Origin of the sequence: Hydrogenophaga sp. (assembly GCF_031426985.1) — a bacterium.
Lineage (GTDB): Bacteria > Pseudomonadota > Gammaproteobacteria > Burkholderiales > Burkholderiaceae_C > Hydrogenophaga.
The window spans coordinates 1-15,276 of record NZ_JASJOY010000050.1 but is presented as its reverse complement, the minus strand read 5'-3'; the positions used below and the strand labels follow the sequence as shown (position 1 = coordinate 15,276).

At 63.6% G+C, this 15,276-nt stretch carries 12 protein-coding genes and 1 pseudogene; all 13 read left to right on the top strand.

Annotated elements, in window-relative coordinates; genetic code table 11:
* The first annotated feature begins 1 nt into the window (after position 1).
* On the top strand, positions 2-1,069 hold the full coding sequence (locus tag RMP09_RS06845; protein WP_310565252.1) for a type IV secretion system protein: 1,068 nt from the start codon (positions 2-4) through the stop codon (positions 1,067-1,069).
* A gap of 25 nt (positions 1,070-1,094) precedes the next feature.
* Positions 1,095-1,790, top strand: coding sequence for a type IV secretion system protein (locus RMP09_RS06840; protein ID WP_310565251.1), 696 nt, complete (start codon positions 1,095-1,097; stop codon positions 1,788-1,790).
* A 23-nt stretch (positions 1,791-1,813) separates the two neighbouring features.
* The gene (locus RMP09_RS06835; protein ID WP_310565250.1) at positions 1,814-2,584 is read left to right on the top strand and encodes a type IV secretion system protein; all 771 of its coding nucleotides are present in this window, start codon (positions 1,814-1,816) and stop codon (positions 2,582-2,584) included.
* Positions 2,581-3,501: a TrbG/VirB9 family P-type conjugative transfer protein gene (locus tag RMP09_RS06830; RefSeq protein WP_226466621.1), complete on the top strand. Its 921-nt coding sequence runs from the start codon at positions 2,581-2,583 to the stop codon at positions 3,499-3,501. Before RMP09_RS06835 ends, RMP09_RS06830 begins: the two co-directional genes overlap by 4 nt.
* A complete protein-coding gene (gene virB10 / locus RMP09_RS06825; protein ID WP_226466620.1) occupies positions 3,498-4,817 on the top strand; it encodes a type IV secretion system protein VirB10 in 1,320 nt (439 codons plus the stop codon). The genes RMP09_RS06830 and virB10 overlap by 4 nt, the downstream gene beginning before the upstream one ends.
* A complete protein-coding gene (gene virB11 / locus RMP09_RS06820) occupies positions 4,814-5,953 on the top strand; it encodes a P-type DNA transfer ATPase VirB11 (protein WP_226466619.1) in 1,140 nt (379 codons plus the stop codon). Before virB10 ends, virB11 begins: the two co-directional genes overlap by 4 nt.
* Positions 5,950-8,010: a type IV secretory system conjugative DNA transfer family protein gene (locus RMP09_RS06815; protein WP_133156924.1), complete on the top strand. Its 2,061-nt coding sequence runs from the start codon at positions 5,950-5,952 to the stop codon at positions 8,008-8,010. Before virB11 ends, RMP09_RS06815 begins: the two co-directional genes overlap by 4 nt.
* Complete coding sequence (locus RMP09_RS06810) at positions 8,007-8,654, top strand: OmpA family protein (protein WP_133156925.1); 648 nt, start codon at positions 8,007-8,009, stop codon at positions 8,652-8,654. The genes RMP09_RS06815 and RMP09_RS06810 overlap by 4 nt, the downstream gene beginning before the upstream one ends.
* Positions 8,655-8,693: 39 nt before the next feature.
* The gene (locus tag RMP09_RS06805; protein WP_133156926.1) at positions 8,694-9,863 is read left to right on the top strand and encodes an LPD7 domain-containing protein; all 1,170 of its coding nucleotides are present in this window, start codon (positions 8,694-8,696) and stop codon (positions 9,861-9,863) included.
* A 10-nt stretch (positions 9,864-9,873) separates the two neighbouring features.
* Complete coding sequence (locus tag RMP09_RS06800; RefSeq protein WP_243721586.1) at positions 9,874-11,130, top strand: DUF1173 domain-containing protein; 1,257 nt, start codon at positions 9,874-9,876, stop codon at positions 11,128-11,130.
* A gap of 59 nt (positions 11,131-11,189) precedes the next feature.
* Positions 11,190-13,607 carry a type I restriction-modification system subunit M gene (locus RMP09_RS06795; protein WP_310565249.1) on the top strand — a complete coding sequence of 806 codons (2,418 nt, stop codon included), beginning with the start codon at positions 11,190-11,192 and terminating at the stop codon, positions 13,605-13,607.
* Positions 13,598-14,815: a restriction endonuclease subunit S gene (locus RMP09_RS06790; RefSeq protein WP_310565248.1), complete on the top strand. Its 1,218-nt coding sequence runs from the start codon at positions 13,598-13,600 to the stop codon at positions 14,813-14,815. Before RMP09_RS06795 ends, RMP09_RS06790 begins: the two co-directional genes overlap by 10 nt.
* 76 nt (positions 14,816-14,891) lie before the next feature.
* Positions 14,892-15,276 (top strand): annotated as a pseudogene (locus tag RMP09_RS06785) (ATP-binding protein); the annotation flags it as partial.

The following is a 15,276-nucleotide window of genomic DNA, read 5'->3' as shown; positions in this document are numbered from 1 at the left end:
CATGTTCGCCTGGGTCGGTTCCAACTTCGACGCGATTCTGAGCACCTACGTAATCGGTGTGGTGTCTTCGCTCATGTCCGCGATCACACCGATTGCCTTGTCGGCCATGACGGTGTGGGTGGCGCTCTACGGTTGGGCCGTGCTGCGCAATGAGGTGTCCGAAACCGTGCCCACCTTCGTCTGGAAGGTGTTCAAGATCGGGCTGGTGCTGGCCTTTGCCTTGCAGTCAGGGTTCTACATCAGCAACGTGTCGGACACCGCCAACGCGCTGGCCATGGGCGTGGCCAGCACCTTTCTGCCTTCTGGCGTGGATCCCGCCACGATCAGCTCGCCCTATGCGCTGCTCGACAAGTTCAACGACGACGCCAGCGCCCAGGTGGCCGACATCATGAAAGAAGCGAGCGTGCTCAGGCTGGACCTGCTGCTGGCCGGCGGCATCTTCTCCATCGGAACCGTCTTCTTTCTCTGCATCGCCCTCTTCGTTGTCACGTTAGCCAAGCTGTTCCTGACCTTCGTGATCGCCATCGGTCCGCTGTTCATCCTGTGCCTGGCCTGGCGTCCCACCGCGCGTTTCTTTGACAGCTGGTTGTCGATGGTGCTGAACGCCGTGGTGCTCACCTGGTTTGCCTTCTTCGCGCTGGGCCTGAGCACCTACATGGGCGCTGCCATGTTCAAGGCCATCAACGACGGTGGCGGCTTCCTCGGCAGCACCTTCAACGTGCTGGGTGAAGCCACCCGCTACTGCGTGCTCATGTTCCTCATGGCCATCCTCTGCTTCCAGGCGCCCAGCCTCGCCTCGGCCCTGACGGGTGGCGCAGCCATTCAACAAGGCGTTCAGATGATCCAGAACGCGATGATGGTCTCGGGCCTGCGCTCAGCGTCCTCGGCACGTTCGACCGCCACCGGCACAGGCGCTGGGGGCGTGATCCGTTCAGGCGCTGGTGCGTCAGCCACGGCGGGTGCCGCCGCAGCAGCCACAGGTCGATACGCCGGAAACATGGCCCGCAAGGGCTACGGAGCCGCACGGTCTGCGGCATACCGACTCGCCGCCCTGCGCGGCCGGTCTTGATCTCCCACTTGCCAAGGAGCACACCATGAACTACCGCCTCAAGGTCGCCGCCGCCGTTTTGATTTCTCTGGGTGCCAGCCACGCGCGGGCCGGTGGCATTCCCGTGATCGATGTTGCCAACCTGTTTCAGGCGGTGCAGCAGGTGGTCAATGACATCACGCAGATCAACAACCAGATCCAGCAGATCAAACATCTGCAGACCCAGATCGACAGCATCAACGGCATGCGAAGCCTGGGCGACGTATTCAACAACCCGCTGCTCAAGAACTACATCCCGGCCGAGGCCTACACCTACCTCAACGCCATCAACACCTCGGGTTACAGCGGCCTCAACGCCACGGCCAAGGTGCTGCGAGATGTCGGGATGCTCTACAACTGCATGGACCGCACAGGCGACGCACGCACCGAGTGCCAGGCCACCCTGGCGCAGCCATACCAGCAGAAAGGGTTGCTGCAGGACGCCATGAAGTCGGCGGCCCACCGGCTGGACCAGATCCAGTCGCTGATGACCCAGATCAACGCCACCACCGACCAGAAGTCAGTGCAAGAGATTCAGGCCCGTATTGGCGCTGAAAACGCCCTGTTGGCACACGAGTCCTCGCAAATCCAGATGCTGCAAGGCATGGCCGACAGCGAGGAGCGCATCGCCCGATCCCGTGAGCGCGAGCGCCAGTACCAGATGCTGGGCCGCACCGGCAAGGTCTCCGACTTCCTGCCGTAACCACCACCCCACCGGAGTCCCCCATGAGTGCCATCCTGATGTCAGGTGAGGCCGCCGCATGGCCCAAACAGCCGAAAACACCGCCTTCTGCGCCTGAAGTCCCATCGCTGCAGGCCAACCGAGACTGGGAAATCGACCGCGCCCTGATGCTGGAGCGCTCCGAGCGCCGGGCTTGGGCCGCCGCAGCTGCGGGTCTGGCTATTGGCCTGATCGGCATCGCCGCTGTCTTTGTGCAGGGGCCACTGCGCAAGGTGGTGGAGATCCCCATCGTGGTGGACCGGGTCACCGGTGAAACGACCATCCAGCAGCGCCTGAGCGAAGAAACCATTCCCGCCATGGAGGCGCTGGACAAGCACAACCTGGCCACCTTTGTGCGTTCCCGCGAGGCCTACAGCTGGATGTTCCTGCAGCGGGACTTTGACCAGGTGGCACGCATGGCGGTGCCCGCCGTCTTCGCGGAATACAACCGGCAGTTCGAGGGCGATGGGGCACTGCAGAAGAAAGTGGGCTCCACCGAAGAGTGGCGCATCAACATCGTCGGTGTGCGGCTGCGCGCATCGGGCCGCAGCGGCAACCAGAGCGACGCCACGGTCACCTACGACAAGGTCGTCCGCATGACCGACCGAAACTTGCCCGATGTGACCACTCGGCACGTGGCCAGCGTGGTCTACCAGTACCAGCCCAAGGTGCTGGCCAAAGAGTCGGACCGGTTGGAGAACCCCTTCGGCTTCGTGGTCACGGCCTACCGGTCAGACCCCGAGATCAACACCCCTACCACTGGAGCGAAGCCATGAACGTCCTTGTGCTGCCCTTGGCGCTGGTTTTGTTGTCCATGCCTCTCATGCTGGCTTCTGCGGCTCAGCCCAGCGATAGGTCCGATCCGCGCCTGCGCGAGGTGATGTACGACGCCAACGCGGTGGTCACCGTCCCGGTCAAGCGCGGCATGGTGACGCTGGTGGAGTTCGACAAGGGAGAGGCCATCACCGAGGTGGCGGTCGGTCAGGGAGGCGACTGCACCAAGCCCGATGCCGTCTGGTGCGTGGCCGCCCAACCGGGTGGGCGTCACCTCTATGTCAAAGCCAAGAGCGCCGCCGATGCTCCCAACAACCTGGCGGTCATCACCGACCGGCGCTCGCACGCCCTGCGTTTTGTGGTGTTGCCGGACGGCGACCGCCAGACGCCTGTCTTTCGCATGGCCATCCGGTCCCCCAAACCCGCAGCAGCCCCGCCCAGTCTGGCAGAGATGGAACTGGATGCGCTGGCGAGCTTGCCGCCGATCCCGCCCCCACCGACGGCCCAGCAGATCGTGGCGGAGCGTCTGGCGGCCAAGCCCACCGTGCTCAACACCCAGTACGCGCTGGCCGAAGGTGCCGGTTCGGTAGACATCGTTCCCACGCTGGTCTACGACGACGGTCGGTTCACCTACCTGCGCTTCCCAGGCAACCGCGAGGTGCCCGCCGTCTTCCACGTGCTGGGCGACGGCAGCGAAACCTTGGTCAACGCCCGCATGGAGGACGACACCCTGGTTGTGGACCGGGTCAGCCGCCGCCTGATGCTGCGCGCGGGATCGGCGGTGGTGGGCATCTGGAACGAAGCGTTTGATCTGGAGGGATCACCAGCCAAAGGCTCCACCACGGTGCCGGGTGTGCAGCGGGTTCTGAAGCCCGCCCCCTCCATTTCCTCCTCATCAACGGCAGGAGCACAGCCATGACCAATCAAGCCCCAGGTTCACCAGCGCCAAACGACGAGCCATCGCCGCAGGACAGCGGCAACACCATCAGCCCCCTGCCGGGTGAGGCAGGGATTCCCAATGTGGCCCGACGGCAGACTGTCAACCTGTCCTGGAAGAACATCGGAATCATTGGCCTGGTGTTGTTCATGGTCGGAGGCATCACTGCCTCTTACCTGTACCGATACTTCGCAGAAAGCGGCGATTCAGAGAAGGACAAGTCCATGCTGCGGGACCGTCCATCGGCGGCTGGTGCGGGTACCCGGCAGCTGGACATGACCCCGCCCGCCACACCTCGCGTCCCGGCCTTGATTCCCTCCCCTGCGGAAGCCGTCGACCCCATCGGACTGCGGAACACAGGCACGGCCACGCCATCCGGACCCAAAACCTTGTCCCCGGATGACGCCCCGGTAGTGGTGGTGTCGTCCCGCCCGGGCGGCATCGCTGGCGCCAACGGCGACCCAACGCAGTCGTCCAACGATCCGGCGGCGTCCACTTCCAGGCAACTGCAGGACTACCAACGCCGATTGCAAGGGCTTCTGGACAACCTGACCCAGGGCAATGCCCTGCCAGCAGGTCTGGGTGGTTCAACCACCGAGTCCACGCCATCACCGGACATCGGGTCGAGCCTTCGCTCCGCGGCGGCCGGCCTGTTCGGCGGCGAGTTGCAGGGCTCCGCCACACCCAGTGTGAAGGCCACCACGCTGGGCGACCGCAGCCTCACCCTGCCCAAGGGCACAGCCTTCACTTGTGCACTCAAGACCCGAGTCATCAGCGCCACCTCGGGCCTGGTCGGCTGCCAGGTGCAGCGCGACGTGTACAGCGACAACGGCCGGGTACTGCTGATCGAGCGTGGCTCGCACCTGGACGGCGAATACCGCATCGCATCGGTACGGCCCGGCACCGTCCGCATTCCCGTGCTGTGGACCCGCATCCGAACGCCGAATGGCGTCACGGTGGACGTTGAGTCGCCCGGCACCGGGCAGCTGGGCGAGTCGGGCATTGATGGCCACGTGGACAACCGGTGGGGCGACCGCATCGGCGCCGCCATGCTGCTCTCACTGATCGACGACTCGGTCAAGCTGGTCATCCAGAACCAGATGCAGGACCGGGATGCAGACACCATCGTCCTGCCATCCACCACCGAGAACACCAGCAAACTGGCCGAAAAGGTGCTGGACAGCACCATCAACATCCCGCCCCTGATCTACCAGAACCAGGGCGGCATCGTCGGCATCTACGTCGCGCGCGACGTGGACTTCTCATCGGTCTACGCACTTCAGCCGGTGGCGCGATGAACCCCGCGATTGACCTCATGTCCTTCTTCGAAGACCCACAGCCTGACGGCTGGTGTGGCGACGCCACCTCGGTGGTCGAGTTCCTGCGCCCGCTGCGCGAACAGCTGGATGCACCGGGCGTGTTGGAGGTTTGTGTGAATCGCCCCGGCGAACTGCAGGTGGAGACCTTTCACGGTTGGCAGCAGGTGGAAGCGCCAGCCATGACGTTGGAACGCTGTCTCTCGCTGGCCACGGCCGTGGCCACTTACTGCGACCAGCAGATCAACCAGGAGCGCCCCCTGCTGTCGGCCACACTGCCCAGCGGCGAGCGCATCCAGTTCGTCATTCCCCCGGCTGTGACGCGCGGCACCGTATCCATCACGGTGCGCAAGCCATCGGAACTGATCAGGCGCCTGCTCAGCTTCGAATGCGAGGGTCTGTTCGACCGAATCGACGAGTGCGCGGCACTGGGCGCCGAAGACGACGGTCTGCAGCCCTTCCAGAGAGAACTGCTCGCACTGAAGGCCGCGGGCCGGTACGCCGAGTTCCTGCGCCTCGCGGTACAGAAGCACCAGACCATCGTGGTCAGTGGGAGGACCGGATCGGGCAAGACCACCTTCATGAAAGCACTGATCGAGGAAGTCCCGCTCCATGAGCGCCTGATCACCATCCAGGACACGGCCGAACTCACCATCCCTCATCACCCGAACGTGGTGCATTTGTTCTACAGCAAGGATGCACAGGGCACGGCTCGCGTGACGGCCAAGTCGTTGCTGGAAGCCTGTCTGCGCATGAAGCCCGACCGCATCTTTCTGGCCGAGCTGCGTGGCGAAGAATGTTTCTCCTTCATTCGCTTGGCCGCTTCCGGCCACCCCGGCAGCATCACCAGCGTGCACGCGGGCAGCTGTGCCCTGGCGCTGGAACAGATGTCGCTCATGATCCGCGAGAGCAGCGCCGGGGGCGGCCTGCGACTGGACGAAATCAAGGGCCTTCTGGGCATCGTGATCGATGTCATCGTGCAGTTCAACCGGGATGAACGGGGCCGCTTCATTTCCGAGATTGCCTACGAGCCGCGCCGAAAGCAACACACCGACGACGCCACACGGGATGCCATGGCCGATGCCCAGGCCACCCTTTTTGGCGGATTTCGGACATGAACGCCAAATTGCTCCGGCCCACCGTGTCCAGGCTGGATGTGCGCCGGGCGGCGCTGGGGATCATCGCCGTCTTCGGCGTGGCCTTGTTGGTGATCGCGGCCCTTTACCTGTCGGGCGTGCTGTTTCTGGTCTTCAGCAAGACACACCCCAGGCTGGCGACCTGGAACAGCATCGTGGACTACTGGCTGATCTATGCCGATGAGCCCGCGTTGCGCAAGCGGCTGCTGGTTTCCATCGCCACGGCCCACCTTGTCACGCTGGTGCTCTTGCCTGTGGCCCTGATATCGGCCAGCCGTCCGCGTCGTCCGCTCCATGGTGACGCCCGTTTCGCCTCCAACTCTGAGGTGAAAAAGGCAGGCCTGTTGCTGAACGACAAACAAGCCGCCACACCGAGCATCCTGATCGGCCGCTTTCGTGGCCAGTTTCTGGCCTTGCCCGGACAACTCTCCGTCATGCTGTCAGCACCCACCCGCAGCGGCAAGGGTGTCGGTGTGGTGGTGCCCAACCTGCTGAACTGGCCGGATTCGGTGGTCGTGCTCGACATCAAGGGCGAAAACCACGCCATCACGGCGGGCTACCGGTCCAAGCACCAACAGACTGTCTACGCTTTCTCCCCCTTTGACGAAGAGGCCCGCAGTCACCGCTGGAATCCGCTCACCGCGGTCCGCACCAGTCAACTGCACCGCGTCGGTGACTTGCTGGGCATCGGCCAGGTTTTCTACCCCAACGATGGCAGCGGCACCTCGTCAGAAGCCTTCTTCAACGACCAGGCACGCAACCTCTTTCTCGGCCTGGGCCTGCTGTTGCTGGAAACGCCCGATCTGCCCCGCACGGTGGGTGAAATGCTGCGCCAGTCTTCCGGGCAAGGGCGCCCGTTGAAAGAACACCTCAGTGGGCTGATCGAGCAACGCAAGGAAGCCGGCAAACCGTTCTCCGAAGAATGTCTGGATGCTCTGCAGCGCCTGCTGTGCAACTCGGAGAACACGCTCGCCAGCGTGGTGGCCACCTTTCACGCGCCGCTGACGATCTTTGCGGATGCGGTGGTCGATGCCGCCACCAGCGCCGACGACTTCGACCTGAGCCAGTTGCGCCGCCAACGCATGTCGGTCTACGTGCGCATCCCGCCCCACCGGCTGGCCAATGCCCGGCCGTTGCTCACCCTGTTCTTCTCCCAGCTCGTCAGCCTCAACACGCAGCAGTTGCCGGAGCATGACCAGTCACTCAAATACCAGTGCCTGCTGGTCAACGACGAGTTCACCGCCATGGGGCGTGTTGGGATCATCACCCACTCTGCCGCCTTCCTCGCCGGCTACAACCTGCGCCTGCTCACCGTGGTGCAGGCCATGTCGCAGCTGGACGCGGTCTATGGCGACAAGGACGCCCGCACCTTCGCCACCAACCACGGCCTGCAGATCCTCTTCGCCCCGCGCGAACAGCGCGACGCCGACGAGTACAGCGCCATGCTGGGTCACTTCACCCAACGGGTCACCACCCGGGGCCGCAGCCGCTCATTCAGCGGACACGGGCACAGCACTTACAGCCGCAACGAAAGCGAGCAGCGCCGGTCCCTGCTCTTGCCGCAAGAGTTCAAGGAACTGGGTTCCGAACGGCTGGTGGTGATCTTCGAGAACTGCAAGCCCATCCTCGGCGAAAAGATCCGCTACTTCCAGGACTCGGCGTTCACCGACCGTCTGCTGCCCGCCCCCAAGGTGCCGCAGATGAACATGGATCAGCACCTCGCCAAAGTCCAGCAGCGTTGGCGCTTCGCCGAGGACGAGCTTCCCCCCGGGCAGACCAGCATGGACATCGGCGTTCTGAATCACGACGTCAAGCTGACCAAAGACCAGATGGAAGGTCCACCCGACAAGCTGGCGGAAACCTGCATCGGCTTCTTCGACTACAGGCTGGAAGCCGTTGGTGAAGGCGGGTCCATCGAGCCGGTCGATGAAGTCGATGAGGTCGATGAGGTCGAGTCCACCCCAAACACTCCTTCCGCACCGTCCGCTACCAGCAACACAGAACCCATCCGGCTCGAAACCCTGGAGGAACAGCCATGACCATCCACCCGACCCCGCGCATCGCGCTGACCCTGGCGAGCCTTACGCTGCTGGGCGCCTGCAGCTCACCGCCCAAGCCCCCCACCGTGGACGAAACTCAGAAGCGGCCCGCCAATGCACAGATGGCCATCGACCTGCAGGTGTGCAAGAACGATCTTCAAAACACCCGCATCCAGGCCAACGAATCCAACCGCCTCGCCGAGACCACCACCGCCACGCTGGCCCACATGGCCGTGCGACAGCAGGTGATGGCGTCGATCCAGGAGAAGGCGCAAGCCAACAGCGTGCGCATCGTCCACTTCGGTTTCAACAGCACCCGGGTGTCGATACCCGCCGAGGAGGCATCGACACTGGTGGAAGAAGCCAAGACCGCGCCACTCGTGGTGTTGAGGGGGCGCACCGACGGCACCACCGATTCATCGGCTGAAAGCCGTATTGCACAGGCCCGGGCCAACGCTGTGCGTGACTACCTGATCGCTGCCGGCGTGGACGCTACTCGCATCCGCACCACCCACCAGCCCAGCGGTGACCACCTGGCCGACAACGGCAGCCAACGGGGCAGAAACCTCAACCGCCGCGTCGAGATCGAGGTGTACCGGGTGACACCCGCGTCCGCTCAAGCCACTGCCCCTCCCCAACTCTGACAAACCGCCTGCCGGAATCAACCACCGAAGGAGACCACCATGGACGAACGAGCTGCACCGGCCCGCCGCGTGGACACAACCACGGCGAACACCAACGCCACCTTGGGCGGCACGGTGGAACCCGTGGATCGCGCCGCCATCGCCATCCGGACCTTCCAGACACCCCAGCCAGAGCCGGGTGAGCGGTACGAGCTGCGCGACCCGTTCGCCGAACTCACCTACCGCACCGACCGCTACCAGGACATGGTGTCCAAGGCCGACCAGCTCGGCGCCAACCGGTTCGTCGTCGTGGATGTGCGCGGGCGAAAGTCCTTCGTCCACAAGATCGACAGCCAATGGCAACGGGACGAATCCCGTGATGCCCGGCCACCCGCGACCGCCCCGCAAGCGAAACCGGCCAAGACCGATCCAGCACGCCAGACGGCGGAGTCGAATGTCATCCCCTTGCCGGCCAAAGACAAAGGGTTGGAAACACCCGACGCACCCAGCCCGCCAGCCAGCGCCCGCATGGACGCGCAGGCCGAACGCGAAGCCCTCGTCGCTCGACTGGAAGCCGCTTTGGTGGACCGCTACATCATCAAGCGCGCCCCGGTCACGCTGGGCGATGTCAGCCTCGGCCTGACCGAATACCGCTTCCGTGGCGACACCTCACGCGTCGCCTTCACCGAATCCACCTTCCGGCTGGCCACCGACACCAACAGCCCCTCGGTGGCCCGCTCCATGGTTGATGTGGCCGAAGCCCGCAACTGGCGGTCCCTGCGGGTCACAGGCAGCGAAGACTTCAGGCGCCTCGTCTGGCTGGAAGCCGCAGCGCGTGGTGTGAAGACCCTGGGCTACGAGCCCAACCCGGCCGACCTGGATCGCCTCAAGGTGGAACGCGAGCTGCGCCAGATCAACCGGATCGAACCCAACCGGGACGCCAGCGCACCCACGGCCGCCACCAACACCGACAAACCATCAGGCCGTGGCAGCGGTGGCCGCAAGACCGTGCTGGCCGCCATTGAAGCCATCCTCGTCGCCAACCGCGTGCCCGAGAAGCGGCGCGAAGCCGTCATGGTGGCAGCTGCCGAAAAGCTCGCCCAGCGCATCCGCGATGGCCAGATGCCCAAGGTCCGCATTTACGACAAGAACGCCCCTTCGCAGCGTCCAGCGGTCGTTCCACAGCAAGATCAGCAACGCACACGCGAACGGGCGACACCCGCGCGCTGAGGTCTGCGCTGTGAACAGCCCAATCGAACCGACCATCCTTTACGAGATCGGTGGCCGACGCTGGGCAAGGGGAACTCCTGGCTTAGCCGAGGCCATAGCCGAAGCCCACGCACGCCACTTGCGCCCCCGCTGCCTGTGCCTGCCAGACAACGAGGGGGCCGAAATGTATGTGGCCCGGCTGATGGAGGGCTACACCGTCAAACGCATGCCCAACACCGGCAGCCAACACGCCACCAGCTGCCCGTCCTACGAACCACCCGCCGAGTTTTCGGGCCTCGGGCAGTTGGTGGGCACAGCCATCGTCGAAAACCCGGCCACGGGCGAAACGGCCTTGAAACTCGACTTCCCCATGACCAAGCTGCCCGGGCGGTCCACGCTCCCGGCGGCTGCCAGCGCCAGCAGCAGTGTGGCCTCCCAGGGACCCAAGCTCGGCCTGCGCGCCCTGCTGCACTACCTGTGGGATCAAGCCGAACTGACCCACTGGAAACCGGGCTTTGCCGGCCGGCGCACCTGGGGCACCGTGCGCAAGCACCTGCTGCAAGCTGCAGAAAACAAGTTCACCCACGGCCATGCCCTGCTGGCCAGTCTCTACATCCCCGAGGTGTTCTCGGTCGAACAGCGCGAGGCCATCACCACCCGGCGCCTGCGGCAATGGGCGCGCGCCCAGCCCAAACCTGGGCAACCACAGCCCTTGATGCTGCTGGTGGCCGAGGTGAAAGAAATCGTGCCCTCCCGGTATGGGCACAAAGCCATCCTCAAACACATCCCCGATCAGGCCTTTGCGCTGGACGAGCCTCTGTACCGCCGGCTGGGCCGGTGTTTCGAGCAAGAACTCTCGGCCTGGGGCACAGACGGTGATCTGCACCTGCTCATGATCGCCACCTTCCGGGTGGACGACGCAGCCGTTCCGGGCCTCGTCGAGTTGTCGCTGATGCTGGCCACCGCCCAGTGGCTGCCGGTCGAGGACGGTTGGGAGAAACAACTCGTTGGCGCGCTGGTAAGGAGCGGTCGCAGCTTCATCAAAGGGCTCCGCTACAACGAGGCGCCCGACCAGCCCCTGGTTGCCGCCAGCCTGCTGGACTGTGGCGATGCCCCACGACCCCTGCTCATCACCCGCGACCGTGGCCAAAGTGAACACATGCCGCCCGATTTCATGGCGCAAACCATCCGTGGTGACACACCCCTCTGGCAGTGGAACCCGGCCGATGGCGACATGCCCGGCCTGCCGCCACAACAGCACAGGCAACTGACCACCCCACTGCCGTAACATTCCCCGGTTCAACCCCGTTTTTTCAGGTGCCCGAAGGCACCTTTTTTGCGTTCCCCATGGCCATCAAGAAATCCGAGCTGTATTCCTCCCTCTGGGCCTCGTGCGACGAGCTGCGCGGCGGCATGGACGCCAGCCAGTACAAGGACTACGTGCTGGTCCTGCTGTTCATCAAATACATCAGCGACAAATTCGCCGGCCAGCCCTTCGCACCGATCCAGATTCCCGCTGGCGCCAGCTTTGCCGACATGGTGGCCCTGAAGGGCAAGTCCGACATTGGCGACCAGATCAACAAGCACATCCTGCAGCCGCTGGAGAAAGCCAACAAAATCCGCCTCAAGGCCGACTTCAACGACACCGCCCTGCTCGGCCAGGGCAAGGAAATGGTCGAGAAGCTGGGCAACCTGATCGCCATCTTTGAAAACCCGGCGCTTGATTTCTCCAAGAACCGGGCCGACGGTGACGACATCCTGGGCGACGCGTACGAATACCTCATGCGCCACTTCGCCACCGAGAGCGGCAAGAGCAAAGGCCAGTTCTACACGCCGGCCGAAGTCAGCCGCATCCTCGCGCAGGTCATCGGCATCCACCAGGCCAAGACCACGCCCGACACCACCGTGTACGACCCGACCTGCGGGTCCGGATCGCTGCTTTTGAAAGTGGCCGACGCCGCGCCCACACCGGTCACGCTGTACGGGCAAGAGATGGACGAAGCCACCAGCGGCCTGGCACAGATGAACATGGTGCTGCACAACAACGCCAGCGCCCTCATCACCCAGGGCAACACCCTGGCCAACCCCAAGCACCTCGACGGCGCCGCGCTCAAAACCTTCGACTACGTCGTCGCAAACCCGCCGTTTTCAGACAAGCGCTGGAGCACCGGCCTCACGCCCGACAACGACAAGTTCGAGCGCTTCAAAGGCTTTGGCATCCCGCCCACCAAACAGGGCGACTACGCCTACCTGCTGCACATCATCCGTTCGCTCAAGCCCCAGGGCAAAGCCGCCTGCATCCTGCCGCACGGCGTGCTGTTCCGCGGCAATGCCGAGGCCGAGATCCGCAAGAACCTCGTTCGCCGCGGGCTCATCAAAGGCATCATCGGCCTGCCGGCCAACCTGTTCTTTGGCACCGGCATCCCGGCCTGCATCGTCGTCATCGACAAGCAAGACGCACAAGCCCGGCGCGGCATCTTCATGGTGGACGCCAGCGCCGCCTTCATGAAAGACGGCCCCAAGAACCGCTTGCGCGAGCAAGACATCCACCGCATCGTGGACGCCTACAGCAAGCAAGACGGCAGCGACCCGACCTACGCCCGCCTCGTGCCCCTGGCCGAGATCGAGAAGAACGAATTCAACCTCAACCTGCCGCGTTACCTGCAAAGCCGCCAGACCGAAGACCGGCAAGACATCGAAGGCCACCTGCGCGGCGGCATTCCCCAGGCCGATGTGGACGCGCTGCAAGCCTACTGGGCCACCTGCCCGCAGCTGCGCGCCGCCCTCTTCGCACCGCTGCGCCCCGGCTACCTGGCCCTGGCGGTGGACAAAGCCGCCATCCAGACCAGCATCAACCAGCACCCCGAGTTCGTGGCCTACACCCAGCGCATGGCCGCGCACTTTGACGCCTGGCGCAGCCGCACCAGGCAGCGCCTGAAAAAGCTCAAGCCCGGCTTCAAGCCCAAGGTGCTGATCGTGGAGCTGGCAGAAGATCTGCTGGCGCACTACCAGGGCCAACCGCTGCTCAACGCCTACGACGTGTACCAGCGCCTCATGGACCTGTGGGCCAGCACCTGGCAGGACGACGCCTACCTGCTGGCCGCCGATGGCTGGAAAGCCGCCACCTACCGCGTGATCGAAACCAAGAAGGGTAAAGACGGCAAACCCGGCAAACAGGTGGACAAGGGCTGGGCCTGCGACCTCGTTCCAAGGGCCACGCTGGTGGCCCGGTACTACGCCAAAGAGCAGGCGCTCATGGACGAGATGAGCACCCAGCTCGACGCCATGGCCGCCCAGCTCGCCGAGCTGGAAGAGGAACACGGCGGCGACGAAGGTGCCTTTGCCGAGCTGGACAAGGTGAACAAGGCCCAGGTGAGCGCGCGGCTGAAAGAGATACAGCGCGACGCCGACGCGCAAGACGAAGCCGCCGTGCTCCGGCAATGGTTGCAACTCAGTGAGCAGGAAGTCCAGCTGAAGAAGACCCTCAAGGAGCTGGACGCTCATGTGGACCAGCTAGCCCACAACCACTACCCGCGCCTAAGCAAGGCCGAAATTCAGTCTTTGGTGGTGGACGACCAATGGCTGGCCACGATGGGTGTTGCTGCGCATGCCGAGTTGGACCGCATCACCCAGCGCCTGACGCAGAGGGTGAAAGAGCTGGCCGATCGCTACGACGTGCCCTTGCCCGCCGTGGCGAAACGGGCCGACGAACTGCAGGCCCGAGTGGACGGACACCTGACCCGTATGGGGTTCGCATGGAACTGAACGAGCCCAGTGCGAAGTACCTGGTTCAGGCTGGGTATAAGCAGACCGAGTTGGGTACCTTGCCCGTTGACTGGGAAGTCATTCAGCTCGGCAATTTTGATCCGTTCGTGACCAGTGGCTCGCGCGGTTGGGCACGCTACTACTCGGACACTGGATCGACCTTTCTTCGCATTACCAACCTGTCAAGAGACACCATATATCCCGATCTCAGCGACCTGCGTTATGTGAGCATCCCAGCGAACGACAGCGAAGGTGAACGGACCAAACTGGTGCCCGGTGATGTCCTGATTTCGATCACGGCAGATGTGGGAATCGTTGGGTACGTATCGGAAAGTGTGCCGACACCAGCTTTTGTGAATCAACACATTGCGTTGGTTCGGTTTTCACCCGAGAAACTCGACACCAAATACCTCAGCTATTTCTTGGCAGGATCGGCGTCTCAGTCAGCACTGAGAGCGCTGGCTGACTCGGGTGCCAAAGCGGGTATGAATCTCAACACGGTTCTTTCTGTGAAGGCAGCCTTGCCTCCAACATCAGAAGAACAGAAAGCCATATCCGACGCCCTGACCGACGCAGATGCCCTGATCGAATCTCTGGAACAACTGCTGGCCAAGAAGCACCAGATCAAACAAGGTGTGACAAAGGAGCTGCTCACTGGCCAGCGGCGTTTGCCAGGATTCTCAAAGAGTTGGTCCATCGTGCAGCTCAGTAACATCTGCCAGATGAAGAGCGGGGAACCCATAACAAGTGAACGAATTGATGAACATTCGCAATATCCTTGCTACGGGGGAAACGGCATCCGAGGGTTCACAGATCGATTTACCCATAGCGGATCTCATGTTCTGGTGGGCCGCCAAGGAGCCCTATGCGGGAACGTAGCCTTCGTTGGCGGAAAGTTCTTTGCTTCAGAGCACGCTGTCGTTGTCACATCGTCAGTTGGGTCTGACATCTGCTGGCTTGGCTACGTCCTGACGAGCTTGGAGCTGAATCAGTATTCGGAGTCTTCTGCCCAGCCCGGGCTGGCAGTTTCGAGATTGTTGACCTTGGAGGTGCTGGCTCCGGACGCTCTGGAACAAGCCGCCATCGCCACCATCCTGTCCGACATGGACACCGAGATCACCGCCCTCGAAGCCCGCCTGACCAAAGCACGCCAGCTCAAGCAAGGCATGGCGCAGGCCCTGCTGACCGGGCGCATCCGGCTGGTGTGACGCCGCCAGGCACTCTTTTATTGACTTTTATCTTGATTTCGATAAATTATCCAAGTCAGCATAAAACGAGATAAACATGATCGCCTACCCCCGCACCGCCCTGGCCGACGAGCTGGTGCACCAGCTTCAGGGCAAGACTGCCTTTGGCGACGCCCAGAACGGCCTGTTTCTGGCCGCGCCCCGGCGCACCGGCAAAACCACCTTCTTGCGTGGCGACCTGTGCCCCGCGCTGGAGAAAGCGGGCGTGGTGGTGGTGTACGTGGACCTCTGGGCCGACGCCACGCGCGACCCCGGTGTGCTGATTGCCGACGCCATTGGCCGCGCCTTGCAGCCGCACCTGGGCGTGATCGCCCGCGCCGCCAAGAAGACCGGCCTGAACAAAGTGAGCCTGGCCGGCTGGCTGGACGTGGACACCAGCCGCATCGGCAAGCTGGACGGGCTGACGCTGGTGGACGCCCTGC

Coding starts and splice junctions, on each gene's coding strand:
- RMP09_RS06845 (WP_310565252.1), top strand. CDS start 2: ATGTTCGCCTGGGTCGGTTCCAACTTCGACGCGATTCTGAGCACCTAC.
- RMP09_RS06840 (WP_310565251.1), top strand. CDS start 1,095: ATGAACTACCGCCTCAAGGTCGCCGCCGCCGTTTTGATTTCTCTGGGT.
- RMP09_RS06835 (WP_310565250.1), top strand. CDS start 1,814: ATGAGTGCCATCCTGATGTCAGGTGAGGCCGCCGCATGGCCCAAACAG.
- RMP09_RS06830 (WP_226466621.1), top strand. CDS start 2,581: ATGAACGTCCTTGTGCTGCCCTTGGCGCTGGTTTTGTTGTCCATGCCT.
- virB10 (WP_226466620.1), top strand. CDS start 3,498: ATGACCAATCAAGCCCCAGGTTCACCAGCGCCAAACGACGAGCCATCG.
- virB11 (WP_226466619.1), top strand. CDS start 4,814: ATGAACCCCGCGATTGACCTCATGTCCTTCTTCGAAGACCCACAGCCT.
- RMP09_RS06815 (WP_133156924.1), top strand. CDS start 5,950: ATGAACGCCAAATTGCTCCGGCCCACCGTGTCCAGGCTGGATGTGCGC.
- RMP09_RS06810 (WP_133156925.1), top strand. CDS start 8,007: ATGACCATCCACCCGACCCCGCGCATCGCGCTGACCCTGGCGAGCCTT.
- RMP09_RS06805 (WP_133156926.1), top strand. CDS start 8,694: ATGGACGAACGAGCTGCACCGGCCCGCCGCGTGGACACAACCACGGCG.
- RMP09_RS06795 (WP_310565249.1), top strand. CDS start 11,190: ATGGCCATCAAGAAATCCGAGCTGTATTCCTCCCTCTGGGCCTCGTGC.
- RMP09_RS06790 (WP_310565248.1), top strand. CDS start 13,598: ATGGAACTGAACGAGCCCAGTGCGAAGTACCTGGTTCAGGCTGGGTAT.